Raw genomic sequence first — 24,379 nt, 5'->3', positions numbered from 1 at the left:
CCATGATCCATCCAGCACCCGTCTTCGCAGCCGTCGAGGGCGGCCGTCTCGCCGGCGGTCAATGGCGAGCGGATGCCCCGGGCCTGCCGGTGCTCGCGGTGCACGGCATCTCGGCGACCCACCGCAACTGGGACCTCTTGGCCGGCGCCCTGGACGGGCGCCGAGTGATCGCCCCCGACCTTCGCGGACGCGGGCGCAGCAATTCGCTGCCCGGCCCCTACGGCATCGAGCGCCACGCCGATGACGTCGCGGCGATGCTCGACGCGCTCGAGGTCGACCGCGCATATGTGGTCGGGCACTCGATGGGCGCGTTCGTCTCGGTGCGGTTCGCAGAGCGGCACCCCGACCGGGTCGCGGGCATCGCGCTCATCGACGGCGGCTTGCCCGTGCCGAACCCCGAGGGCGTACCCGAGGCGGAGCTGCCGGCGCTGTTGCTCGGCCCGGCGCTCGAGCGGCTCTCCATGACCTTTCCCGATCGGGCAGCCTACGTCGACTTCTGGCAGCGGCATCCCGCCCTCGGCCCGTACTGGAATCCGTCGATCGAGGCCTACGTCGAGTACGACCTCGACGGTGAGGCGCCCGAGATGCGCAGTTCCGCGGTCGCGGCCGCCGTCATCGAGAACGCCGTGCAGCTCGACGGCGCAGGCGGCTACGTCGAGGCGCTCACGACCCTGCCCGGTCCGGTCGACTTCTTCCGGGCGCCGCGGGGCCTGCAGGACGCGGCGCCGCTCTATCGGTCGGCGCTCGTCGACGAATGGGCGGAGCGGATGCCGCAGCTCGCCGTGCACGACATCGCCGACGTCAATCACTACACGATCGTCATGACCGCACTCGGCGCGGGTAGCGTGATCCCTGTGATCCGCGCTCGCATCGAAGCGGCGGAAACACAGGAAGGTGCATTGTGACACTCGACAAAGTCGTCGGGTCCGCCGGGGAGGCGGTCGCCGACATTCCTTCGGGCTCCAGTCTCGCCGTCGGCGGATTCGGGCTCTGCGGCATCCCGATGGTGCTGATCCAGGCGCTGCTCGACGCGGGCGTCGACGATCTGAAGGTCGTCTCGAACAACTGCGGCGTCGACGACTGGGGCCTCGGGGTGCTGCTCGCGAACCGGCGCATCTCGAAGATGACCTCGTCGTACGTCGGCGAGAACAAGGAGTTCGAACGGCAGTTCCTCACCGGCGAGCTCGAGCTCGAGCTCACGCCGCAGGGCACACTCGCCGAGAAGCTCCGTGCGGGGGGCAGCGGCATCGCCGCATTCTTCACGCAGACCGGGGTCGGCACGCAGGTCGCCGAGGGCGGGCTGCCTCGGCGCTACAATCCCGACGGCACGATCTCGGTCGCGAGTCCGGTGAAGCCGGTGCAGACGTTCACCGTGCGCGGTGAAGACCGAGAGTTCGTGCTCGAAGAGGCGATCACGACCGACTTCGCCCTCGTGCATGCGCTGCGGGGCGACCGGCACGGCAACCTCGTGTTCGACAAGTCGGCGCGCAACTTCTCACCCCTCGCGGCGATGTCCGGACGCGTCTGCATCGCACAGGTCGAAGAGCTCGTCGAGCCGGGCACGATCGACCCCGATCACGTGCACGTGCCGGGGGTGTTCGTCGATCGCGTCGTGGTCGTCGGACCCGACATCGAGAAGCGCATCGAACGCCGCACCGTGCGAGAGGAGAACTGACATGGCGCTCACGAGACTCGAGATGGCCGCGCGGGCGGCGAAGGAGCTGCCCGACGGCGCGTATGTCAACCTGGGCATCGGGCTGCCCACGCTCGTGCCCAACTACGTGCCCGACGGGGTCACCGTCGTGCTGCAGTCCGAGAACGGCATCCTCGGTGTCGGCCCGTACCCGACGGAGGACACGGTCGACCCCGACCTCATCAACGCCGGCAAGGAGACGGTCACGGTGCTCCCGGGCGCCGCGTACTTCGACTCTGCGACGAGCTTCGGCATGATCCGCGGCGGCAAGATCAACGCGGCCATCCTCGGCGCGATGCAGGTGTCGGCCGCGGGCGACCTGGCGAACTGGATGATCCCGGGCAAGATGGTGAAGGGTCCGGGCGGCGCGATGGACCTCGTGCACGGCGCCCAGCGTCTGATCATCCTCATGGAGCATGTCGCGAAAGACGGCTCGGCGAAGATCGTGAACGAGTGCTCGCTGCCCCTCACCGGGCGCGCGGTCGTGCACCGCATCATCACCGACCTCGCGGTCATCGACGTTACGCCCGAGGGGCTGAAGCTCGTCGAGCTCTCGCCCGGTGTCACGGTCGACGAGGTCGTCGCCGCCACCGAGCCGTCGCTCGACACCACCGCGTTCGCGTAGGAAGGCATCACCATGGTCGACACGATCTTCCCCGGCATCGAGGTGCGCAGGGTTCGCACGCCACGGCTGCTGGCCAACGTCCTCGAGCGTCCATCGGATGCCCCGGCCCGCACCGTCGTCTTCGTGCACGGCAACGTCTCGTCGTCGCTGTTCTGGCAGCCGCTCATGCTCACCCTGCCCGCCGACGTTCGCGCGCTCGCCGTGGACCTCCGCGGATTCGGCGACAGCGAGACGCTCCCGGTCGATGCGACCCGCGGCGTGCGGGACTTCTCCGACGACGTGGCATCCGTCATCGATGCGATGGATCTCGGCGAGGTGCACCTCGTCGGCTGGAGTCTCGGGGGCGGTGTGGCGATGCAGCTGCTCCTCGACCGGCCCGAACTCGTCGCGACCCTCACCCTGCAGGCGCCGGTGTCGCCCGACGGATTCGGCGGCACACGGCTCGACGGGGGCCTGCTCGCATCGGATGCCGCGGGCACCGGCGGTGGGGGAGCGAACCCCGACTTCGTGGCTCGCATCGCCCGCGGCGACCGCAGCGACGAGGCGGGATCGCCGCGGGCGGTGTTCCGGTCGAGTTATGTCGTTCCGGGCTTCGAGTCGGAGCATGAGGACATCTGGGTCGAGTCGATGCTGACGACGAAGACCGGTGTCGACAACTACCCGGGCGACAGCGCCCAGTCAGAGCATTGGCCGGGCTTCGCGCCGGGCGGCCGCGGCGTGCTCAACACGCTGGCACCCACGCACTTCAACACCACTGCCATCGTCGACCTCGAGCGCAAGCCGCCGATCCTCTGGATCCACGGCACGCACGACGCCATCGTCGGCGACGCCTCGTTCTTCGATCTCAACCAGCTCGGCAAGGCCGGCTTGATCCCCGGCTGGCCGGGCGACGACGTCGCTCCGCCCCAGCCGATGATCGCGCAGACCCGGGCCGTGCTCGCTCGCTACTCCGATTCCGGTGGCAGGGTCACCGAGCTCGAACTCGAGAACTGCGGCCACTCACCGCACCTCGAGCACCCCGATGCGTTCCGAGACGCACTGGTGGCGATGCTTTCCGACTGATCGACCGGGCCGGCCCGCCGCATCAGGGCTGACCCTGTCGCTCGGGGTTCGCGCGAGGCCCGATACTTGTCGGAACCCCCTGAAGCGGAGGATCATGCACACTTTCCCGGCGATGCGCGCCACGATCGCGGCCACCGCGACTTTCGTGCTCGCGACGACCCTGCTTGCCGGGTGTTCGGCCGCCCCGGAACGCAGGATGCGGGTTCGAGTCAGGAGTTGCCGAGCGCGGTTCGCCGGTGGGCCGGCTTCGAGCTCCGGGAGCGGCAGTACTCCGACGAGTTGCCCGATGCGGTGCAGGGTCCCTGGTATCCGAACTTCAGGGTCGTCTTCACCGCCGCGGTCTCCGGTGATGTCCGGCTCGAGACGGAATCCGGTCACGTCGCCGGCGAGCCATGGGCTGATTTCGCGGCATCGCCCGACGCGAACTCGAACGGACTGTGCGAACAGCGCTACGGGGAGATCGTCGTCTTGTCGAGGACGTATTCCGATGGCACGATGGAGGACGCCCGGAACTCGGTCGAATTCCGGGCATCCGACGACGAGACGATCATCGCGAGCGTGACGGCCCCGAGCGTGATGCATCGCGACGGCTGCGCGTGAGACTCATGAGAAGGAGAACCATGGACAATTCCTCGGCGATGCGCGCCACGATCGCGGCCGCCGCGACTTTCGTGCTCGCGACGACCCTGCTTGCCGGGTGTTCGGCCGCCCCGGAACCGCCGTCGCCGTCGACGGTCCCGAGCGAGTCGCCCAGCTCAGCCCCGACACCCACCGTGGAACCGATCGACACCGTTGTCGCCATCGTCGCTCGCCCTGAAGCGCTCGAGCTCCGAGACGCTTCGGGCGGGGTGGTCGTGGAGCTCGGCTACCTCGGCGACGTCGACTCGGCGATCGCGACGATCGAGGGAGCGCTCGGTGCCGCGCCCGTCGATGAGGAGTACCCGGGCTCGAGCCACGTCCCGCCGAGCACAGCGCACCGCTGGGGGGCATTCGAGCTCTGGGAGCATCGATACGTCGACAACTGGGCGGACTTCGCGACGCAGGAGCGGACGCTGTACATGCCGAGTTTCGGAATCATGTTCACCGGTCCCGAGGTCGCGGGAGTCGCACTCACGACCGAACAGGGTGTGGTCGCGGGATCGTCGTGGTCGGTTCTCGAGGCGATGCCGGGACTGCAGGAGAATCCGAGCGGATGCTCCGGCCCGTATCTCGACTTCACGAGCCGCGACGTGACCTGGCCGGACGGCACGGTGCACGAGGAACGCCACGGAGTGGACTTCGTTGCGACCGACGACCGGAGTGCCATCGAGCGTGTCCGGGCTCCGCTCCAGGTCAACCAGGAAAGTTGCGCCTGATCGACGAGCGGACCGGAGCGGCGACGGCGAAGGTGCGGACCGTGCCCCGATGGAGTCCGGTCGCGCTGGAGTCCGGCGCGCTGGCGCTCGTGATGACTGCGGCACTGAGCGGATGCTTCGGGCCGCCCCCACCACTGCCATCGTCGACCTCGAGCGCAAGCCGCCGATCCTCTGGATCCACGGCACGCACGACGCCATCGTCGGCGACGCCTCGTTCTTCGATCTCAACCAGCTCGGCAAGGCCGGCTTGATCCCCGGCTGGTCGGGCTGCGACATCGTGCGTGTCGCCGTGCCGAGCCGTGACGATGCGGAAGCGCTGCCGATCATTGCCGAGAAGAGCCAGATCCCGGTCATCGCGGACATCCACTTCCAGCCGAACTACGTGTTCGCCGCGATCGACGCCGGTTGCGCGGCCGTACGTGTGAACCCCGGCAACATCCGCAAGTATGACGTCGACCGAATCCGATATCGGATCGTGAGGAGGCTTGGCGCTTCAGGGCGCTGCGACCTGCCAAGCTTGCTGAGGATCGGGCGCAGTGCCCGTGCAGTCGAAGGAGTCCGATGACCCGCAACCGTCGCACCGCCGCGCTCACCGCTGCCGCCGTCGCCATCCTGCTGGGGCTGGGTGGCTGCATGGGCGGCTCGCCCGCGGCGACGTCCACGCCCGGGACTTCTCCGCCCCCTGCCGAGTCGACCCCTTCCGCTTCCGAGACGCCGGAGGATCCGCTCGCTCAGGTCACTTCGGTCGTGCTGCGGCCCGAGGCGCTGGAGCTCCGTGCCGGATCCGAGCTGGTCGTCGCGATCCCCTATGCAGGTCACGAATCGGAACTCGTCGATGCGTTGACCCGCGTCTCCGGGGTGGCGCCGGTGGTCGAGGACGCCACGCCGAGGGAATCTCCGCCGGGAACGGCATATACCTGGGACGCGATTCTCTACTACGACACTGCGGCCGCTGCGGAGGACGAGAACAACCCCATGGTGATGCCGGCCTGGGTGCGAGTGACCGCGCCGGCCTTCTCGTCAGGCGTCACACTCACCACAGAGCAGGGCTACCAGGTCGGCGATGACGTGGCGGCTGCGATCGCTCTCGGGAACCCGTCGATGAATGGGGCCGGCTACGGCTACTACGGCGCCGTCGAGTACGGTCCCGTGCGAGGCGAACACCCGTACCCCGCGAGCGGCGTCCCGTTCGCCGATGCCGTGGTCGTCGACTCCGGAGCCGATGGAGAAGCCATCGAGTATCTGCAGGCGCCCCTCGTGCTCGGACTCGGCGGCGCCTGAGACATCCGCTGACGGACGAGTCCGTCGCCGACCGAAGTAGACTCGACCCGTGCCTGCTGTGAATCTCGGAATGCCCAAAGTCCCTGAGGTACTGGCCCCGCGACGCAAGTCCCGCCAGATCAAGGTGGGCAAGGTGCTCGTCGGCGGCGACGCGCAGGTGAGCGTGCAGTCGATGACCACGACGCCCACGACCAACATCAACGCGACGCTGCAGCAGATCGCGGAGCTCACGGCGTCGGGCTGCGACATCGTGCGCGTCGCCGTGCCGAGCCGTGACGATGCGGAAGCGCTGCCGATCATCGCCAAGAAGAGCCAGATCCCGGTTATCGCCGACATCCACTTCCAGCCGAACTACGTGTTCGCCGCAATCGACGCCGGTTGCGCGGCCGTACGAGTGAACCCCGGCAACATCCGCAAGTTCGACGACCGCGTCGGCGAGATCGCAGCGGCGGCGAAGGCGGCCGGCGTATCGCTGCGCATCGGCGTGAACGCCGGGTCGCTCGACCCACGGCTGCTCGAGAAGTACGGCAAGGCCACGCCCGAGGCGTTGGTCGAGTCGGCGGTGTGGGAGGCGAGCCTCTTCGAAGAGCACGACTTCCACGACTTCAAGATCTCGGTCAAGCACAACGACCCGATCGTCATGGTGAAGGCCTACCGCCAACTGGCCGAACGCGGCGATTGGCCGCTTCACCTCGGCGTGACCGAGGCCGGGCCCGAGTTCCAGGGCACCATCAAGAGCGCGACCGCGTTCGGCATCCTGCTCGGCGAGGGCATCGGCGACACCATCCGGGTCTCACTCTCGGCGCCGCCGGTCGAAGAGGTCAAGGTCGGGCTGCAGATCCTGCAATCGCTGAACCTTCGCGAGCGCAAGCTCGAGATCGTCTCGTGCCCGTCGTGCGGCCGCGCCCAGGTCGACGTCTACAAGCTGGCCAACGACGTGACCGACGGACTCGAGGGCATGACCGTGCCGCTTCGCGTCGCCGTCATGGGGTGCGTCGTGAACGGCCCCGGCGAGGCCCGCGAGGCCGACCTCGGCGTGGCATCCGGCAACGGCAAGGGCCAGATCTTCGTGAAGGGCGAGGTCATCAAGACCGTGCCCGAGTCCGAGATCGTCGCGACCCTCATCGAGGAGGCCAACCGCATCGCCGACGAGATGGGCGCCGATGCGCCGGTCGGCGCTCCCGAAGTGCTCACCCCGTAGTCGCGCCCGTCGCCCGCGCGTAGGGTTGGCGGCAACGGATGCCCCGTGGCATCCGTTCGCGAGAGGAGACCGCGATGAACGGTGACGACGACGAATTCGAATACCCCGACACTGCGGGGTATCCCGACGGCACGGGCACACTGCCCGAAGACGTCGACGACTCGGATGAGTCGGCCGACGACTCCGACGATGACCTCGCGACGGAACTCGAGGGCGACCTCGAGAGGTTCGCGCTCGCCGACGAGGAGGACGACGAGGGCGTCTGACGGGCGGCGGTCGAAACGCGGGCGTCGCCGCGGCATCCGTCGTGCTCAGTAGAATCGTCGGGTGCCCACACGTCTGACGAACTACTTCCTCCGTACGCTCCGCGAAGACCCCGCCGATGCCGAGGTCACGAGCCACCGCCTGCTCGTGCGGGCCGGCTACATCCGGCGCCAGGCGCCGGGGGTCTTCGCCTGGCTGCCGATGGGGCTCCGCGTGAAGGCGAAGATCGAGGCGATCATCCGTGAAGAGATGACGAACGCGGGGGCGCATGAGGTGCACTTCCCGGCGCTGCTGCCGCGAGAGCCCTACGAGATCACGGGCCGATGGACCGAATACGGCGACGCCCTCTTCCGCCTGCACGACCGCAAGGGCGCCGACTACCTGCTCGCGCCCACGCATGAAGAGGTCTTCACCCTGCTCGTGAAAGACCTCTACAACTCGTACAAAGACCTGCCGCTGTCGATCTACCAGATTCAGGACAAGTACCGTGACGAAGCCCGGCCGCGCGCCGGCCTCCTGCGCGGCCGCGAGTTCACGATGAAAGACGCCTACTCGTTCGACGTCTCCGACGAGGGCCTGGAGGCGAGCTATCAGGCCCAGCGCGATGCCTACGAGCGCATCTTCACCCGGCTCGGACTCGAGTACGTCATCGTCAAAGCGGATGCCGGTGCGATGGGCGGCTCGAAGAGCGAGGAGTTCCTGCACCCGACGCCGGTCGGCGAAGACACCTTCGTGCGAACGGCCGGCGGCTACGCGGCCAACGTCGAGGCGTTCGAGACCGTCGTGCCCGAGCCGATCCCGTTCGACGGCCTTCCCGCGCCCCTGGTGCTCGACTCGCCCAACACTCCGACGATCGCAACGCTCGTCGACCTGGCGAATGCCGAATATCCGCGCCCCGACGGGCGCGTGTGGACCGCGGCGGACACACTGAAGAACGTCGTGATCGCGGTCGCTGCGCCCGATGGCACCCGCGAGATCGTCGTGATCGGCCTGCCCGGCGATCGTGATGTCGAGATGAAGCGCGTCGAGGTGGCCTTCGCCCCCGCCGTGGTCGAGCCCGCGACCGAGGCCGACTTCGCGAAGCATCCCGGCCTCGTGAAGGGTTACATCGGCCCCTGGTCCGAGAGCGGCGCCGTGCTGGGGGAGTCGTCGGCCACCGGCATCCGTTATCTCGTCGACCCCCGCATCGTCGACGGCACCGAGTGGATCACCGGCGCGAACGTCGACCAGCAGCACGTCTTCGGACTCGTCGCCGGACGCGACTTCGTGGCCGACGGAACGATCGAGGCATCGAACGTGCTCGCCGGCGACCCCGCTCCCGACGGGTCAGGGCCGGTCGAGCTCGCCCGCGGCATGGAGATCGGCCATGTCTTCCAGCTCGGCCGCAAGTACGCCGAGGTGCTCGGCCTCAAGGTGCTCGACGAGAACGGCAAGCTCGCGACCGTCACGATGGGCTCCTACGGCATCGGCGTGACCCGCATCCTCGCGATCCTCGCCGAAGACAACAACGACGACAAGGGCCTCGTCTGGCCGGCCGCCGTCGCTCCGTTCGACGTGCACGTCGTCGCCACCGGCAAGGACCCGTTGGTCTTCGACACCGCAGAAACGATCGTGTCCCGAACTCGAAACCTCCCGTCTCGACGTGCTCTACGACGATCGCCCCAAGGTCTCGCCCGGTGTGAAGTTCGGCGATGCCGAACTCATCGGCGTGCCGAAGATCGTGATCGTCGGCCGTGGCGTCGCCGACGGTGTCGTCGAGGTCTGGGATCGCGCCACCGGCGAGCGCACGAGTGTGCCGATCGACGGGGTGGTCTCCGCGCTCGCCTGAGCGCCCGAAGTGGCTGTCTGGAGGCCCGTGCATCGGGTACCGTAGAGTCCTGTCCGCTCCGAGGGGAAGCGGCACGAGAGCTGAATAGAGGAGGCCGGGTTCATGGATATCGACCTCAGCGTGCTGCGGATGATGGAGCGCGAGAAGGAGATCCCGTTCGATGAGCTGGTGGAGATCATCGAGCAGGCCATTCTCATGGCCTACCTGAAGCACACGCACCCCGACCAGCACGGCCACGCGAACCCCGAAGGGGCCCGTGCGCACCTCGATCGCAAGACCGGCCACGTCTCGGTGTTCGTTCCCGAACTCGATGAAGAGGGCAACGTCGTCGGCGAGGCCGAAGGCAGCCCGAGCGACTTCGGCCGCATCGCCGCCTTCGCCGCGAAGCAGGTCATCAACCAGCGACTGCGCGATCTCGCCGACGACGCCGTGCTCGGCGAGTTCCGCGGGCGCGAGGGCGACATCGTCGCCGGCATCATCCAGCAGGGCCCGAACCCGCGCATGGTGCACATCGACCTCGGCACCGTCGAGGCGATCCTGCCGCCCGAAGAGCAGGTGGCCGGCGAGGAGTATGCGCACGGCCAGCGCATCCGCGTCTACGTGACGAGCGTGGCCAAGGGGCTCAAGGGGCCGTCGATCACGGTGTCGCGCACCCACCCGGCGCTCGTGCGCAAGCTCTTCGCGCTCGAGGTTCCCGAGATCGCCTCCGGCGTCGTCGAGATCGTCTCGCTCGCCAGGGAGGCGGGCCACCGCACGAAGATCGCGGTGCGGGCGACCCAGCCCGGCGTCAACGCCAAGGGCGCCGCGATCGGTGAGCTCGGTCAGCGCGTCCGCGCCGTGACGGCGGAGCTCGGCGCCGAGAAGATCGACATCGTCGATTGGAACGACGACCTCGCGACCTTCGTGGCGAGTGCGCTGAGCCCCGCGAAGGTCACGAGCGCGTTCGTGATCGATGAGGGCACGCGAGCCGTGCGCGCGCTCGTGCCCGACTACCAGCTCTCGCTGGCCATCGGCAAGGAGGGCCAGAACGCCCGTCTCGCCGCGAAGCTGACGGGAGCGAAGATCGACATCCAGCCCGACTCGGCCCTCGAGTCCGACTGAACCGAACGGGCGCCGAGCGGTCACCGCCGACATCCACCGATCGGCCGCCGTCAGCGGCCACACAGCGCAGAGTGTAAGATGGAACCCGTCAGAACGTGCATCGGATGCCGTTCGCGTGCCCCACGAGCCTCACTTCTGAGGCTCGTCGCCCAGAACTCCCACGTCATCGCAGATGATGAGGCTGTGCTTCCGGGCAGGGGGGCGTGGCTGCATCCGTCACTCGAGTGCTACCAGCTCGCCGTGCGGCGACGCGCCTTCGGGCGTGCGCTCCGCATTCGCGGCGAGGTGGACACCGGCAATGTAGAGAACAAGCTGAACGGCGAAGTGATGACCAATGAGTGACAACTAATGAGCGGCTCGAAATGAGACCCGTCCGTCAGTGATGGTCCGCCCCTGTCCGGGGTCGGGCCCGGAACAGGAGAGAAGTGGCTGCCAAACCACGCGTACACGAGATCGCATCCGAACTCGGTGTCGACAGCAAGATCGCCCTTGAGAAGCTCAAGGAGATGGGCGAGTACGTCAAAGGACCCTCGTCGTCCATCGAACCCCCCGTCGCACGTCGGCTGAAGGCGGCGCTCGAGGCCGCAGGTGCGGCCGCAGCTGCAGCGCCCGCCGCTTCGGCCCCGGCCGCGCCCGCAGCCTCCGCCGGTGCGAAGCCCGGTGCGAAGCCGGGCCCCAAGCCGGCTCCGAAGCGCCCTGAGGCGCCTGCCGCGGACGAGGCCGCCGAGGCTCCCGTCGTCGAGGCTCCGCTCACGGTCGCCGAACGCCAGGCGCAGGCCGAAGAGCGTGCAGCGCAGGCCGCAGCCGAGAAGGCGACGGATGCCCCGGCGGCAGCGTCGTCCGATGACGCAGCCGGCTCCGGTGCCGACGTCGCAAAGCCCTCTGGGGCCCCGAAGCCCGGTGCCGCGCGTCCCGGCGCGCCGCGCCCGGGCGGCGGCACGCCCCGCCCCGGCAACAACCCGTTCTCGAGCTCGCAGGGCATGGGCTCGCGCCCGGCCCAGCCTCGCCCGGGCAACAACCCGTTCTCGAGTGCTCAGGGCATGGGCCAGCGTCCGAACCCCGGCAACATCCCGCGACCCCAGGCCCCGCGTCCTGGTTCACCGCGACCGGGCGCACCGCGTCCGGCCGGTGCCGGTGGGCGTCCAGGCGGCGGCTTCCAGCGCCCCGGCGGTGGCGGCGCAGGTGCTCGTCCCGGCGGCGGCGGTGGCTTCCAGCGCCCAGGCGGTGCGCCCGGCGGCGGCTTCGGCGGCCCGCGTCCCGGTGGCGGCGGTCGTGGCCGCGGCCCTGGCGGCGGCACGGCAGGCGCCTTCGGCCGCGGTGGCGGCAAGAGCAAGTCACGCAAGTCGAAGCGCACGAAGCGGGCCGAATTCGAGATGCGGGAGGCTCCGTCGCTCGGCGGCGTGAGCGTTCCCCGCGGCGACGGCACCACCGTCATCCGTCTGCGTCGTGGCTCCTCGATCTCCGACTTCGCCGACAAGATCGATGCGAACCCCGGTTCGCTCGTGACCGTGCTGTTCCACCTCGGTGAGATGGCCACGGCGACCGAGTCGCTCGACGAGGCCACGTTCCAGGTGCTCGGCGAAGAACTCGGCTACAAGATCCAGATCGTCTCGCCCGAAGATGAAGACCGCGAGCTGCTCGAGGGCTTCGACATCGACCTCGACCAAGAGCTCGAGGACGAGACCGACGAAGAACTCATGGCGCGTCCTCCGGTCGTCACGGTCATGGGCCACGTCGATCACGGTAAGACCCGGCTCCTCGACGCGATCCGCAACGCGAACGTCGTCGCGGGCGAAGCGGGCGGCATCACCCAGCACATCGGTGCGTACCAGGTGCACACCCAGCACGAAGACAAAGACCGCGCGATCACCTTCATCGACACCCCGGGCCACGAGGCGTTCACCGCCATGCGCGCCCGTGGTGCCCAGGTGACCGACATCGCCATCCTCGTGGTCGCGGCCGACGACGGCATCATGCCGCAGACGGTCGAGGCACTGAACCACGCACAGTCGGCGAACGTGCCGATCGTGGTCGCGGTGAACAAGATCGACAAGCCCGAGGCGAACCCCGCCAAGGTTCGTCAGCAGCTCACGGAGTTCGGTCTCGTGGCCGAGGAGTACGGCGGCGACGTCATGTTCGTCGACGTGTCGGCTCGCGAGAACATCGGCATCCAGGAACTGCTCGACGCGGTGATCCTCACCGCCGACGCCGGTCTCGACCTACGTGCGAACCCGAACAAGGACGCCCGCGGTGTCGCCATCGAGGCGAAGCTCGACAAGGGGCGCGGCGCGGTCGCGACCGTGCTCATCCAGTCGGGAACGCTGCGGGTCGGCGACGCCATCGTGGCGGGCATGGCCTACGGCCGCGTGCGTGCGATGGTCGACGAGAACGGAGACGCCGTCGCCGAGGCGACACCGTCGCGTCCGGTGCAGGTGCAGGGCCTCTCGAGCGTTCCGCGTGCCGGTGACACCTTCCTCGTCACGCAGGAGGACCGCACCGCGCGTCAGATCGCCGAGAAGCGCGAGGCCGCAGAGCGCAACGCCCAGCTGGCCAAGGCACGCAAGCGCATCTCGCTCGAGGACTTCACCCGTGCACTCGAAGAGGGCAAGGTCGAGTCGCTCAACCTCATCATCAAGGGTGACGTGTCGGGTGCCGTCGAGGCGCTCGAAGAGTCGCTCATGAAGATCGAGGTCGACGAGTCGGTGCAGCTGCGCATCCTCCACCGCGGTGTGGGTGCCATCACCGAGAGCGACGTCAACCTCGCGACGATCGACAACGCGATCATCGTCGGCTTCAACGTGCGCCCCGACACGAAGGCGCGCGAGCGCGCGGCTCGTGAGGGTGTCGACATCCGCTTCTACCCGGTGATCTACAACGCGATCGACGAGATCGAGGATTCGCTGAAGGGCATGCTGAAGCCCGAGTTCGAAGAGGTGCAGTCGGGCGTCGCCGAGATCCGCGAGGTGTTCCGCTCCTCGAAGTTCGGCAACATCGCCGGTGTCATCGTGCGGTCGGGAACGATCACGCGCAACGCCAAGGCTCGCGTCATCCGTGAGGGCGTCGTCGTCGGCGACAACCTCGCGATCGAGTCGCTGCGCCGCTTCAAGGACGACGTCACCGAGGTCCGCACGGACTTCGAGGCGGGCATCGGCCTCGGCAAGTTCAACGACATCCAGGTGGGCGACGAGATCGAGACGATCGAGATGCGGGAGAAGCCCAGGGGCTAGATCCTGGTCAGGGGGTGGCGGAGCATCCGTCACCCCCTCCTCACTCTCGGAAGGGGAGACACAGCATGGCTGATCCGGCACGGGCCAGGAAGATGGCCGATCGCATCAAGGAGATCGTCGCGAAACGCCTCGACAAGGGCCTCCGCGACCCTCGGCTCGGGTTCGTCACGATCACCGACGTTCGCGTCACCGGCGACCTGCAGCACGCCAGCATCTTCTACACGGTGTACGGCACCGACGAAGAGCGGCAGGATTCCGCCAAGGCGCTGAAGGCGGCGACCGGGATGCTCCGCAGTGAGGTCGGCCGCAACATCACTGCCAGACTGACGCCGTCGCTCGAGTTCATCGCCGATGCGATCCCCGAGAACGCCGAGCACATCAGCGCGCTGCTCCGTGAGGCGCAGACGCGCGACGCTGAGACGGCCGAGTTCGCCGCGACCGCCGAGTACGCGGGCGAAGCAGACCCGTACGTCAAGCCTCGCGAGTACCAGGACGACGACGGTGCCGACGGCAGGGTCGACGAAGCGGATGCCTCGCGCTGATCACCTCTCGGGCAGGCGGTAGCCGTCGGGGTTGCCGACAGCCAGCCCGTCGGCCACAAGCGTCGTGAGGGCGCGCTCGAGTTGCGCCGCATCCGCCCAGAGCGGCTCGAACTCGGCTCGTGAGACGGGACGGTGCGCAGCGCGCAGCTCCCGCATGACCAGGCCGCGAACCTGTCGATCGGAGCCTTCGAACCGCGGCTGACCCGCCTTCCGCGGGCCCGTGTACGCCGGGTATCCGGCAGCTCGCCACGCGCACGCCCCGGCGATCGGGCACGCGTCGCACCGCGGCGACCGCGCGGTGCAGATCGTCGCCCCGAGCTCCATCGCCCCGGCGTTGAATCGGCGGGCGGCGTCGCGGTCGCGGGGGAGCAGCCCCGCCATCGCTGCGAGGTCCCGGCTCGTCGACGGCGGCCCGGGTTCGGCCTGACCGGCCACGGCGCGGGCGATGACCCTGCGGGTGTTCGTGTCGACGACCGGCACCCGCGCGCCGAAGGCGAACGCCGCGATCGCGCGCGCCGTGTAGGGTCCGATGCCCTGGAGGGCGAGCAGCGCATCGATGTCGGCCGGCACCTCTCCGTCGTGGCGCTCGACGATCTCGACCGCGGCGCGGTGCAGCCACAACGCGCGTCGCGGATACCCGAGCCGTTCCCATGCGCGCACCGCCTCCGACGGCGGTTCCGCGGCGAGCGCCGCCGCGGTCGGCCAGCGGGCGATCCACGCCTCCCAGCGCGGCACCACACGCGCGACCTGCGTCTGCTGCAGCATGAACTCGCTCACGAGCACCGCCCACGGCGAGACCCCGGCCGCTCGCCACGGCAGCGGCCGGGCGGCGTCGGCGAACCAGTCGACGACCGAGGTCGCGATCGTGTCGGGGGTCGGCGGGCGTGGCATCCGTTCAGCCTACGGGCGTGCGGATGCCGCGGAGCTAGGCTCGTCTCTCATGAGGCTCGTCACCACGCCCCGCGTCACCTTCCTTCGCTCGATCGCCGACGAGGTGCTGCGGCATCACGGGCGGGGACGCATGATCGTCGCAATCGACGGGCCGTTGCAGAGCGGCAAGACGGCGTTCGGCGACGACCTCGCCGCCGTGCTCGAGGAGCGGGACCACTCGGTGTTCCGCGCGAGCATGGAGGGATTCCACCGATCGCGGGAGGCGCAGTCCGTGTTCGGCGATGACACGCCCGCGCGGTACCACCGGTACGGGTTCGACGAATCCGCGCTGCGCCGCGTGCTCGTCGAGCCGTTCCGGCTCGGCGGCTCGACGGCCTTCGTGACCCGGGTCTGGGACCCGGCCCGCGACGCCTGGGTCGAGCCCAAGTGGATCACCGGCCCCGACGACGCGATCCTCATCGTCGACGGCCGGTTCCTGCTGCGGCAACGGCTCGCCGAGCTGTGGGACGTGCGGATCGCCCTCGACGGCGACCCCGTCGACCCTGCCGACGTCCTCGCGTACGCCGAGGGCGACCCGCGCCTCGTGGCATCCGTCGTCGTCGACAACCGCGACCCCGAGCACCCGAAGCGCGGCCGCTCCGGTCGCCCCTGATCGGGCGCAGCGCCGGCGGGTCTGCCGGCCCAGCGCACGGTTCGGTCACGATTTCGCACCCTTCGCAAGCGGTACGTGACGCGTCCCCCTTCGAGGGGACATAATGGGGGGCACTGCCAAGCCCCCCGGCTCTGCGAACCCGATTCTCCACCCGATCCACCCGACGTCCGTCGATGAGCGCACCGCGCCCGTCGACCGTGCTGTGCGCCTCCTCGCGCCGCCGTCACCTCGGATTCGTCGACCGAGCCGGGCCGACCGATGGAGACAACCCGAATGAGCAATCCCGGCGCCGTTCCGGCGCACTTCGACACTGATGCCCGCACTCGCGTGCGATGGTCGTCACGACGCCCGTTCCGCCGCATCGCGGCGATCCTCACCTCACTCGCGCTCGGCGCGGGACTCGCCGTCGTGGGCGTCGTCGCCCCCGCCAGCGCGCACACCGGCGACCTCATCGCGAAGGCCGCGTGCAACCCCGTCACCGGCGAGTACGACGTGACGTACTCGCTGAAGTTGTCGCAGGCTTCGGGCAAGCACGGGGTGACGATGTGGCGCGTCGGCACCGCCGCATTCGACGGCACGCCGAAGAGCGATGCGGGCATGGACCGGGGTCCGGTCGCCTCTGACGGAAACGTCACGATCACCCTCGGAACCGAGAGCCTGCCCGGCGATACGACGACCGCCCCGTGGGTGTACGCATTCACGACGTGGAGCGACGACTTCACGAAGGGCTCCGACGGTCGAGTCGAGAATCTGAAGGGTGACTGCACGACGTCTGGGCCCGAGGAGATCGAAGTGGAGGGCGCACCGACGTTCAGCGACGAGTGCGGGCCCGGCAATGAGCAGGTGACCCTCCCCGACAACACGGACTTCATCGAGTGGACGCAGGCCGAACAGGGTGGCGTGATCACGGTCACGGCGACCGCGAGAGACGGCTACGTCTTCGCACCCGGCGCGAAGACGACCTGGAACTTCGAGGTCGACGACGAGGCATGCACAGAGGCGAGCCTCGACGGTTCCGTCGTGACGGGTGTCTGCGAGGCGGACTCCCCGTGGATCTTCTTCGACGTCGCGCTCACCGACCCCGACGACCAGGTGACCGACCGGAACGTGCGGCTCGTGTTGAGCGACGGCACCGACTCCGAGACGCTCGACCTCGGCGAGCTCGACGAGCAGGGCCTGCTCCAGGGCAAGGTGCTCTGGCCCGGTGCCTCGGTCGATGACGAGGGCAACGCCGACGGCTGGCCCGGCTGGACCCGGCTCGACGACGGAACCTGGGTCGAGACCGACGGAAACTTCGCCTGGACCCGCGACCTCACGAACGCGACCATCGTCGTGAACCCCGAGCTGCCGGTCGAGCTGGTCTACCCCGAGGCCACCCCCGACTGTGCCGTGGCACCTCCCACGCCGGGCGAGCCCGGTGGCGAGGGTGAAACCCCGTCGACGCCCGCGGCCGGCGAGAGCCTCGCGCACACCGGCTTCGCCGGCACGACGATCGCGATCGTCGCGGGGCTGATCGTGCTCGCAGGCGCCGCGTTCATCGTGATCGCACGCCTGCGGCGCAAGAAGTCCTAGCCGCTGCAGCGACGAAGGGGTCCGGCTCGCAGGTCGCCGGGCCCCTTCGTCGTGTGTCGCCAGCGTTCGTCATTCCGGGTATCGGGCCGAGGTCAGGCGGCTCGGGCGCTCCGCCCGAGCAATTCGTCGGTGACGTCGGCGATGCGCGCCCGGAGAGCCTCGATGAACGCGAGCACGACCGGCTGCGTCAGCGCCTCGGGGCGACACACGAGCCAGTAGGGCAAGCGCTCATCGATCTCATCGGCGAAGAGCCGCTCGAGGTCGTCGTGTCCATCGGCGAGGAAGGCGGGCAGCAGGCCGAACCCGGCGCCGGCACGGGTCGCGTCGACGTGCACGTACACGTTCGTGCTGGAGACCGCGTCGATCATGCCCTGGGTCGACCGGCGCGCTTCGTCGAGGGCATCGACCTGCAGCATCGACTCGATGAAGTAGACGAGCGGAGCCCCCTCGAGGTCGGCGGGCGAACGAGGCGTGCCGTGCCGCTCGAGGAAGGAGCGACTCGCGTAGAGGCCGAGCGCGTAGTCGGCGAGGTGCACGGCCTCGGCACGATGCACGTGCGGCGTGCCGACCACGACCTCGAGGTCGACGCCCATGCGGTGCTGTGCTGCGCGCCGCTGGGCCGCGACGATCTCGAGTGAGACATCCGGATGCTTGCGTCGCACCGCGACGATCGCGGGTGACGCGATGAACCCGCTGAAGCCGTCGGTCGCCGAGAGCCGCACGACCCCGGCGAGCCGTGGGTCCTCGGGGGAGAGGCCGTCGAGTGCGCGCTCCACGCCCTCGGCGGCGGCGATCGCGTGCTCACCGAGCGCGGTGAGCATCCACCCGTCGGCGCCGCGCGCGAGCACTCGTCCGCCGAGTGCGCTCTCGAGGGCGGTGATCCGCCGCGCGATCGTGGTGTGGTTGACGCCGAGCTCGGCGCCGGCGGCGGTGTACCGGCCGGTGCGGGAGACCGCGAGCAGCACCAGCAGGTCATCGGGGTTCGGGCGTGGAGGGCGCAGCGTCGTCGTCGACATCTCTGCATAATCGCACACCTCGTCGGTGAAGCTCCTCATCGTTGTGCGCCAGGCTGCATCCGTGGGCATACTGCTCGCGAGGTCGGGGTCAGACCCGCACCGCGTCGAGCACCCGCTCGGCAGGCAGGAACGCGCCGCGGTCCTCGACCTCGTGCATGAGCGCGGTGAGCGCTCGATTGACGGGCGCGACCCGACCGGCGGCAGCTGCCTCGCGCACGACCACGCCGTTCAGGTGGTCGATCTCGGTCGGCTGACCGCGGCGCACGCTCTGCTGGGTCGAGCCGAGGTTCGGGTTGCCGCCCATGCGGATCCGCATCAGCCACGGAAGCACCTGTCCGATCACGAGCGGCAAGCGCGCGAAGAGCCGCAACCGCAGGTTTCCCAGCCCCTGCAACCTGCCGAAGCGAATGCCGCGGGCGATGCCGACGCGCACGCACTCGCGCATCTCGGCGGTGACGACCCGGCGCAGGCGCCGATCGTCGACGACCTCCTGCACGCTGCGCCCGACGATCGCGGGCACGGCGTTCAGCATGTTGACGACGAGCTTCGTCCACTGCGCCCCGCGGAAGCCGTCGATCGCGATGACGGGCACCGCCTCGGAGAGGATCGCGGCGACGCGCACGCACGTTGCGTCGGCGAGCCCGTCGCCGCGGCCGAGGTAGCTCGCGGCGGTGGTGGTCACCCGCACGGAGCCGGGCTCCGTGTAGTTCGCGGCGATGATCGAGAGCAACCCCATGCAGGTCGACGACGGCAACAGCCGTTCGGCCGTCACCACGCCGTCGAGGCCGTTCTGCACGACGACGACCGTTGCACCGTCGATGAGCGGGGCGTTGCCTTCGATCGCTGCGGCGGCGTCCTGCGCCTTGGTGCACACGAGCACGAGATCCGGCCGCACCGAGAGGCGCGTACCCGCGGCGACCCGCACGTGCAGGTCGCCGTACCCGCCGGTCAGCCGGATGCCGCCAACCCTGATCGCCTCGAGTCCGGCTCCGCGCGCCGTGACCTCGACCTCGTGACCGGCACGTGAGAGCAGAACCGCGAACGTGCCGCCGAGTGCGCCCGCGCCGATGATGCCGATCCTCACCCTTCAAGCGTAGGGTGCTCGGGCGACCGCTCGTTTCACCCCTTGCGCTTCGCGAAGGCCGCCGTTGCCTTGTCGATGAGGTTCTTCGCGGTGCCCCAGATGCCGCGTCGGAACAGCAGCACGCAGAGGATGAAGATCGACCCGGTGATGATGCCGATGCCGTCGAAACCGCTCGTCGCGAGCCGATCCTCGAGGAGCACGATGACCGCAGCGCCGATGGGGCCGCCCCACAGGGTGCCCATGCCGCCGAGCACCGTCATGAGCACGACCTTGCCCGAGGTGGACCAGTCGAGCTCCTGCAGCGACACGAATCCGTGGCTGATGGCGAACACGCCGCCGGCGATGCCGGCGATGCCGGCCGAGAGCACGAACGCGATCAGCTTGTAGCGCTCGACGTCGTAGCCGAGCGCTCGGGTGCGCGAGGGGTTGTCGCGGATCGCCACGAGCACCCGCCCGAACGGGGAGTTCACGATGCGCCATGCCAGCCACGCGCCGAGCACGATCAGGATCACGGCGACGTAGTAGAAGTAGAACGCCTCGGTCTCGATGAGCTCGATGCCGAAGAACGACTTCGGAACGCCCTGCAGGCCGTTCTCACCGCCCGTGACGTCGTTCCACTGATTCGCCACGAACCAGATCATCTGCGCGAACGCGAGCGTCACCATCGCGAAGTAGATGCCCGCGCGCTTCACGGCGAGGTAGCCGATCGGCACCGCGATGATCATCGCCGCGATGGCGCCGCCGATGATCGCCACCGGGAACGGCACGCCGAGGTTCTGCGCGATGAGTCCGGCGGAGTAGGCGGAGACGCCCCAGAACGCCGCATGTCCGAACGAGAGCAGACCCACGAAACCGAGCAGCAGGTCGACCGAGATGGCGAACAGGGCCCACGCGGCGATGTCGACGGCGATGGGCGGGTAGACCCACCACGGCAGGCCGATGACGGCCACGAGCGCGACGACGCCCAGCAGGATCCGGCGGATGCTCCGGGCGCGCCGGGCCTGGGGATCGAAGTCGCTGACGTCGAACTTCGTCGGGATCGGCGTCTCGAGATCGGTGCTCATACCGCTTCCTTCCTTCCGAACAGGCCGGCGGGCCGCACCATGATGACGACCGCCATCAGCACGAAGATCAGCACTTGGGAGAAGGTGCCCGCGTAACCCTGGCCGTATGCCTCGACGAGCCCCACGAGGAAGCCCGCCACGACCGCGCCGAGCACGGAGCCGAGGCCCCCGATGACGACGATCGCGAACAGGATGATGACGAAGTTGCTGCCCATCGTCGCCGTGACCGCCCGGAACGGGGCTGCGAGCACGCCGGCGAGCCCCGCGAGCGCGACGCCGAAACCGAACACCGGAGTGACCCAGGCGCTCACGTTGATGCCGAGCGCCCGGGCCCGTTCGGGTTCCTCGGTCGCCGCGCGCACGATCATGCCGACACGCGTCTTGGCGAGCACGAGCCAGACGATGAGGCACACGGCGAGCGAGAACAGGAAGACGAACAGCTGGTACGCGGGGATCTCGACGGAACCGAGCCGGATGAGCCCGTCGAGTCCCGCCGGCTGCTCGTACGGCAGGCCCGAGACGCCGTACTGCCGCTTCACGAGGTCGACGAGCACGAGGCTCAGACCGAACGTGAGCAGGAAGTTGTAGAGGATGTCGAGCTTCAGCAGCCACTGCACGAGCAGCAGTTCGACGATGACGCCGAAGATGAACATGAGGATCGGCACGATCACGAGCGACGCCCAGAAGTGGATGTCGAGCACGTCGAGGAGCACGGCGGCGGTGACCGCGCCGAGCATGTAGAACGAACCGTGAGCGAAATTGACCACGCCGAGCGCGCCGAAGATCACGGCGAGGCCGAGGGCGGCGAGGGCGTAGAACCCGCCGGCGGCGAGCCCCTGCACGGTGTATTGGAGGAAGGCTTCCATGTCTTCAGCTTCCGAGAGGTGTGGGGGTGGCTGGCGAGCGCCACCCACCCCCGTGGATCAAGAACCGGTCAGAGCGAGCAGTCCGGGTTCACGTCGGGGAACGCGTCCTCGGCCGGGATCGTCGCGATGATCTCCTCGTAGTCCCAGTCCTCCTCGACATCGTCGGCTGCTTTCACCTTGGCGACGTACGAGTCGTGGATGACCGAGTGGTCGCCCGCACGGATCTCGCCGTTGCGGAGGAACACGTCATTCACCTTCAAGCCCTCGAGCTCGCTGACGATGGCGTCCGCGTCATCCGTGCCCGCGCGCTGGATGGCGTCGAGGTACTGGTACGCGGCCGAGTAGTTCGCGGCGTGAGCGAACGACGGGCGGGTGTCGGTCAGCTTCTGGAAGCGGTCGGCGAACTCGCGATTCTGCTCGTCGTAGTTCCAGTACCACGCGTCGGTGAAGGTGGTGCCGGCGAACTCTTCGACGCCGAGCGAGTGGATGTCGGTGATGAACATGAGGCCCACGGCGAGGGTCGCCTGATCGCGCACGCCCGATTGGTTGAACTGCTTGACGAAGTTGATCAGGTCGCCGCCCGCCGCCATGATGCCCACGACATCGGGATTCGTCGACGCCGCGCGCGTGATGAACGTCGAGAAGTTGTCGTTCGGGAACGGCGTGGCGATCGACTCGTTGATCGTGCCGCCGGCATCTTCGACCGCGCCGGTGAACGACTTCACCATGTCCTGGCCGAAGGCGTAGTCGGGGTAGACGAGACTCCAGGTCTCGCCGCCGTCTTCGACGACGCCCGCGGCACCCTTGGCGAGCATCTGGGTGTTGTAGGCCCAGTGGAACGTGTAGGGGTTGCAGGCCGCACCGGTGAGCTCCATCGTGGCCGCGCCGACGTTGATGTACAACTTCTTCTTCTGGGCAGCGACCTCGGCGACCGCGAGGGCGGCCGACGACGCCGGAACATCGAGGATGATGTCGGCGTTCGAGCGGTCGTACATCTGCTGGGCCTGGGTGTTCGCGACATCCGGCTTGTTCTGGGTGTCGGCCGTGACGATCTCGAGCTGTTCCTCGGTCACGACCGCCTCGTCGCCGTACTCGGCGAAGTAGTCCTCGATCGCCATCTCGATCGCGACTTCGCTGTTGGGGCCCGAGAGGTCCTTGTAGACGCCCGACTGGTCGTTGAGCAGTCCGATCACGACCTTGTCGTCGCTGAGTTCGGATTCGGCGGCGGGCGCTGGTCCGCCGGCGCAGCCGGCGAGCAGCAGCGCGCTCGCAGCGAAGCCGGTGACGCCGAGGAGGCCTCGTCTCGTGGATGCCATGTCTACTCCTTCGTAGGTGGTGCTGTGGATGGATCGGGCGTGTCGGATGCCGGGTGGCGCCGCCGCGCTCGGGAGGATCTGGGGAACGGTGCCGGGCGCTACATGCCGAGGTGCTCCAGGAGTTCGCCCTCGCGAGCGAGGAAGTCGGCGTTGCTGAGTTGCTCGACCACGCGGCCCTGCGCGAGGAGGTAGTGCCGATCGGCGACGGTGGATGCGAACTTCACGTTCTGCTCGACGAGCAGCACGGCGACGCCCTGCGCCGTGATCTCGCGGATGATCTCGCCGATGCGCTGCACGATGACGGGGGCGAGACCCTCGCTCGGCTCGTCGAGCAGCAAGAGGCGCGAGCCCATGCGGAGCACGCGGGCGATCGCGAGCATCTGCTGCTCGCCGCCCGAGAGCTGGGTGCCCATCGACGACCGGCGCTCGCGCAGACGCGGGAACGTCGCATGGATCTGCTCCATCGACCACGCGTCCGTGTGCACGACCGGCGGCAGGGCGAGGTTCTCGGCGACCGTGAGGCTCGCGTAGATGCCGCGGTCGTCCGGCACCCAACCGATGCCGGCCCGCGCCCTGGCGTTCGGCGACCACGTCTCGATCTGCTTGCCGTCGTAGGCGATGGAACCGCTGAGGTCTCGGTGCAGGCCCATGATCGAACGCAGCAGCGTGGTCTTGCCCGCCCCGTTGCGGCCGACGAGTGTCACGACCTCGCCGGGTCGCACGGTCAGCGAGACGTCGTTCAGCACGCGTGCCTCGCCGTACTGGGCGGAGAGTCCGCCGATCTCGATCATGGCGTCTGTCTCGATCATTGCGTCTGCCCCAGGTATGCCGTGATGACCTTCTCATCGGTGCGGACCTCGTCATAGGTGCCCTCGACGAGGATCTCGCCCTGCTGCAGCACGCTCACCCGATCGGCGAGGCTGCCGACGACGTGCATGTTGTGGTCGACGAACACGACCGTCCGCCCGGCCGAGATCTGCTTCACGAGTTCGATCGTGCGATCGACGTCTTCGAGGCTCATGCCCGCGGTCGGCTCGTCGAGCAGCAGCAGCTTCGGGTCGAGCGCCAGGGCGAGCGCGAGTTCGAGTGCGCGCTTCTGGCCGTAGGCGAACTCGCCCACCTCGCGGTCGGCGAGGTCTGCCAGATGGACCTGATCGAGCAGATCGACCGAACGAGCGCGGAAACGTCGGAGCGAGCGCGACGATCGCCAGAAGCGGAGCCCGAGCCCCGTCGGGCTCGCCAGCGCGAGTTCGAGGTGCTCGAGCGCCGTGAGATTGTCGAAGAGGCTCGTGATCTGGAACGATCGCGCGATGCCGAGGTGCGCGATGTCCTCCGGCTGCTTGCCCGTGATGTCCTGCCCGTCGAACGTGATCGTTCCCGACGTCGGGGTGAGGAACCCGGTGAGCAGGTTGAAGAGCGTGGTCTTGCCTGCGCCGTTCGGGCCGACGAGGGCGTGCACCGACCCGGCTGCGATGGCGAGGTCGACCTGGCGCACGGCCGTGAAGCCGCGGAAGTCCTTCGTCAGCGCTCGGGCGGTCAGCAACTGCGGAATCGCGGTGCTCGTCGTCATCGGGCGGCGGCCCTTGCGAGGGCATCTCGTGGTGAGCGCATGGGGGAATCTCCTGCTGCCATAGAAGGACGGTGCGAACCTGACTGATGATTCAGGTTTCATCCCGAAGGTAGGCGGCACCAGGTCAACTGTCAAGGACGGCACCGTTTCGAGGAATGGTCAATCGTGC

Annotated in this window: 23 protein-coding genes and 2 pseudogenes; 17 read left to right on the top strand and 8 right to left on the bottom strand. The window is 68.8% G+C overall.

The window, feature by feature from the left end:
* Nucleotides 1-2: 2 nt before the first annotated feature.
* From FHG54_RS12220 to rbfA, 15 genes and pseudogenes are all read left to right on the top strand, one after another.
* Complete coding sequence (locus FHG54_RS12220) at nt 3-905, top strand: alpha/beta hydrolase (RefSeq protein ID WP_139417515.1); 903 nt, start codon at nt 3-5, stop codon at nt 903-905.
* Nucleotides 902-1,675: a CoA transferase subunit A gene (locus FHG54_RS12215; RefSeq protein WP_139417514.1), complete on the top strand. Its 774-nt coding sequence runs from the start codon at nt 902-904 to the stop codon at nt 1,673-1,675. Before FHG54_RS12220 ends, FHG54_RS12215 begins: the two co-directional genes overlap by 4 nt.
* A 1-nt stretch (nt 1,676) precedes the next feature.
* Nucleotides 1,677-2,318, top strand: a complete 642-nt coding sequence (locus FHG54_RS12210) for a CoA transferase subunit B (RefSeq protein WP_198165845.1) — start codon at nt 1,677-1,679, stop codon at nt 2,316-2,318.
* Nucleotides 2,319-2,330: 12 nt separating this feature from the next.
* Nucleotides 2,331-3,380: an alpha/beta hydrolase gene (locus FHG54_RS12205; protein ID WP_139417513.1), complete on the top strand. Its 1,050-nt coding sequence runs from the start codon at nt 2,331-2,333 to the stop codon at nt 3,378-3,380.
* A gap of 171 nt (nt 3,381-3,551) precedes the next feature.
* Nucleotides 3,552-3,980, top strand: coding sequence for a hypothetical protein (locus FHG54_RS12200; protein WP_139417512.1), 429 nt, complete (start codon nt 3,552-3,554; stop codon nt 3,978-3,980).
* Between the two features lie 20 nt (nt 3,981-4,000).
* Nucleotides 4,001-4,735: a hypothetical protein gene (locus FHG54_RS12195; protein WP_139417511.1), complete on the top strand. Its 735-nt coding sequence runs from the start codon at nt 4,001-4,003 to the stop codon at nt 4,733-4,735.
* A 262-nt stretch (nt 4,736-4,997) separates the two neighbouring features.
* Nucleotides 4,998-5,288, top strand: a pseudogene (locus tag FHG54_RS12190) (flavodoxin-dependent (E)-4-hydroxy-3-methylbut-2-enyl-diphosphate synthase); the annotation flags it as partial.
* A gap of 8 nt (nt 5,289-5,296) precedes the next feature.
* Nucleotides 5,297-6,016: a hypothetical protein gene (locus tag FHG54_RS12185; protein WP_139417510.1), complete on the top strand. Its 720-nt coding sequence runs from the start codon at nt 5,297-5,299 to the stop codon at nt 6,014-6,016.
* A gap of 70 nt (nt 6,017-6,086) precedes the next feature.
* Nucleotides 6,087-7,217, top strand: coding sequence for a flavodoxin-dependent (E)-4-hydroxy-3-methylbut-2-enyl-diphosphate synthase (gene ispG, locus FHG54_RS12180; protein WP_139417509.1), 1,131 nt, complete (start codon nt 6,087-6,089; stop codon nt 7,215-7,217).
* 74 nt (nt 7,218-7,291) lie between these two features.
* A complete protein-coding gene (locus FHG54_RS12175; protein ID WP_139417508.1) occupies nt 7,292-7,483 on the top strand; it encodes a hypothetical protein in 192 nt (63 codons plus the stop codon).
* Between the two features lie 61 nt (nt 7,484-7,544).
* Nucleotides 7,545-9,309 (top strand): annotated as a pseudogene (locus tag FHG54_RS12170) (proline--tRNA ligase).
* A gap of 102 nt (nt 9,310-9,411) precedes the next feature.
* Nucleotides 9,412-10,410, top strand: a complete 999-nt coding sequence (nusA, locus tag FHG54_RS12165; protein ID WP_139417507.1) for a transcription termination factor NusA — start codon at nt 9,412-9,414, stop codon at nt 10,408-10,410.
* 78 nt (nt 10,411-10,488) lie between these two features.
* Nucleotides 10,489-10,752 (top strand): YlxR family protein, encoded by a 264-nt coding sequence (locus tag FHG54_RS12160; protein WP_139417506.1) that lies wholly within the window; start codon nt 10,489-10,491, stop codon nt 10,750-10,752.
* Nucleotides 10,753-10,835: 83 nt separating this feature from the next.
* Entirely contained in the window at nt 10,836-13,637 is a 2,802-nt protein-coding gene (gene infB / locus FHG54_RS12155; RefSeq protein ID WP_139417505.1) for a translation initiation factor IF-2, read from the top strand.
* 65 nt (nt 13,638-13,702) lie between these two features.
* On the top strand, nt 13,703-14,179 hold the full coding sequence (gene rbfA, locus FHG54_RS12150; RefSeq protein ID WP_139417504.1) for a 30S ribosome-binding factor RbfA: 477 nt from the start codon (nt 13,703-13,705) through the stop codon (nt 14,177-14,179).
* Here rbfA and FHG54_RS12145 read toward each other — a convergent pair whose 3' ends face one another.
* On the bottom strand, nt 14,180-15,070 hold the full coding sequence (locus FHG54_RS12145; protein WP_139417503.1) for an HhH-GPD family protein: 891 nt from the start codon (nt 15,068-15,070) through the stop codon (nt 14,180-14,182).
* Nucleotides 15,071-15,119: 49 nt separating this feature from the next.
* On the opposite strand from FHG54_RS12145, the gene FHG54_RS12140 reads away from it, so the two are divergent.
* Together FHG54_RS12140 and FHG54_RS12135 are read left to right on the top strand one after the other, a co-directional pair.
* The gene (locus tag FHG54_RS12140) at nt 15,120-15,722 is read left to right on the top strand and encodes a nucleoside/nucleotide kinase family protein (protein ID WP_139417502.1); all 603 of its coding nucleotides are present in this window, start codon (nt 15,120-15,122) and stop codon (nt 15,720-15,722) included.
* 273 nt (nt 15,723-15,995) lie between these two features.
* Nucleotides 15,996-17,294, top strand: a complete 1,299-nt coding sequence (locus tag FHG54_RS12135; RefSeq protein ID WP_139417501.1) for an LPXTG cell wall anchor domain-containing protein — start codon at nt 15,996-15,998, stop codon at nt 17,292-17,294.
* Nucleotides 17,295-17,386: 92 nt separating this feature from the next.
* Here the strand turns inward: FHG54_RS12135 and FHG54_RS12130 are convergent, their stop codons facing one another.
* From FHG54_RS12130 to FHG54_RS12100, 7 genes are all read right to left on the bottom strand, one after another.
* Nucleotides 17,387-18,310 (bottom strand): LysR family transcriptional regulator, encoded by a 924-nt coding sequence (locus FHG54_RS12130; protein ID WP_198165844.1) that lies wholly within the window; start codon nt 18,308-18,310, stop codon nt 17,387-17,389.
* A gap of 88 nt (nt 18,311-18,398) precedes the next feature.
* Complete coding sequence (locus FHG54_RS12125) at nt 18,399-19,394, bottom strand: ketopantoate reductase family protein (protein WP_139417499.1); 996 nt, start codon at nt 19,392-19,394, stop codon at nt 18,399-18,401.
* A gap of 35 nt (nt 19,395-19,429) precedes the next feature.
* A complete protein-coding gene (locus FHG54_RS12120; RefSeq protein WP_139417498.1) occupies nt 19,430-20,458 on the bottom strand; it encodes a branched-chain amino acid ABC transporter permease in 1,029 nt (342 codons plus the stop codon).
* Nucleotides 20,455-21,324 carry a branched-chain amino acid ABC transporter permease gene (locus tag FHG54_RS12115; protein ID WP_139417497.1) on the bottom strand — a complete coding sequence of 290 codons (870 nt, stop codon included), beginning with the start codon at nt 21,322-21,324 and terminating at the stop codon, nt 20,455-20,457. The genes FHG54_RS12120 and FHG54_RS12115 overlap by 4 nt, the downstream gene beginning before the upstream one ends.
* Before the next feature lie 68 nt (nt 21,325-21,392).
* Nucleotides 21,393-22,640: an ABC transporter substrate-binding protein gene (locus FHG54_RS12110; RefSeq protein WP_139417496.1), complete on the bottom strand. Its 1,248-nt coding sequence runs from the start codon at nt 22,638-22,640 to the stop codon at nt 21,393-21,395.
* A gap of 98 nt (nt 22,641-22,738) precedes the next feature.
* The gene (locus FHG54_RS12105; RefSeq protein ID WP_198169837.1) at nt 22,739-23,449 is read right to left on the bottom strand and encodes an ABC transporter ATP-binding protein; all 711 of its coding nucleotides are present in this window, start codon (nt 23,447-23,449) and stop codon (nt 22,739-22,741) included.
* A complete protein-coding gene (locus FHG54_RS12100; RefSeq protein ID WP_139417495.1) occupies nt 23,446-24,210 on the bottom strand; it encodes an ABC transporter ATP-binding protein in 765 nt (254 codons plus the stop codon). Before FHG54_RS12100 ends, FHG54_RS12105 begins: the two co-directional genes overlap by 4 nt.
* Nucleotides 24,211-24,379: the final 169 nt, after the last annotated feature.

The organism is Agromyces laixinhei (assembly GCF_006337065.1).
Taxonomy (GTDB): domain Bacteria; phylum Actinomycetota; class Actinomycetes; order Actinomycetales; family Microbacteriaceae; genus Agromyces; species Agromyces laixinhei.
Note: the sequence above shows the minus strand (reverse complement) of the source record. Positions and strands in the feature narration are given on the sequence as shown.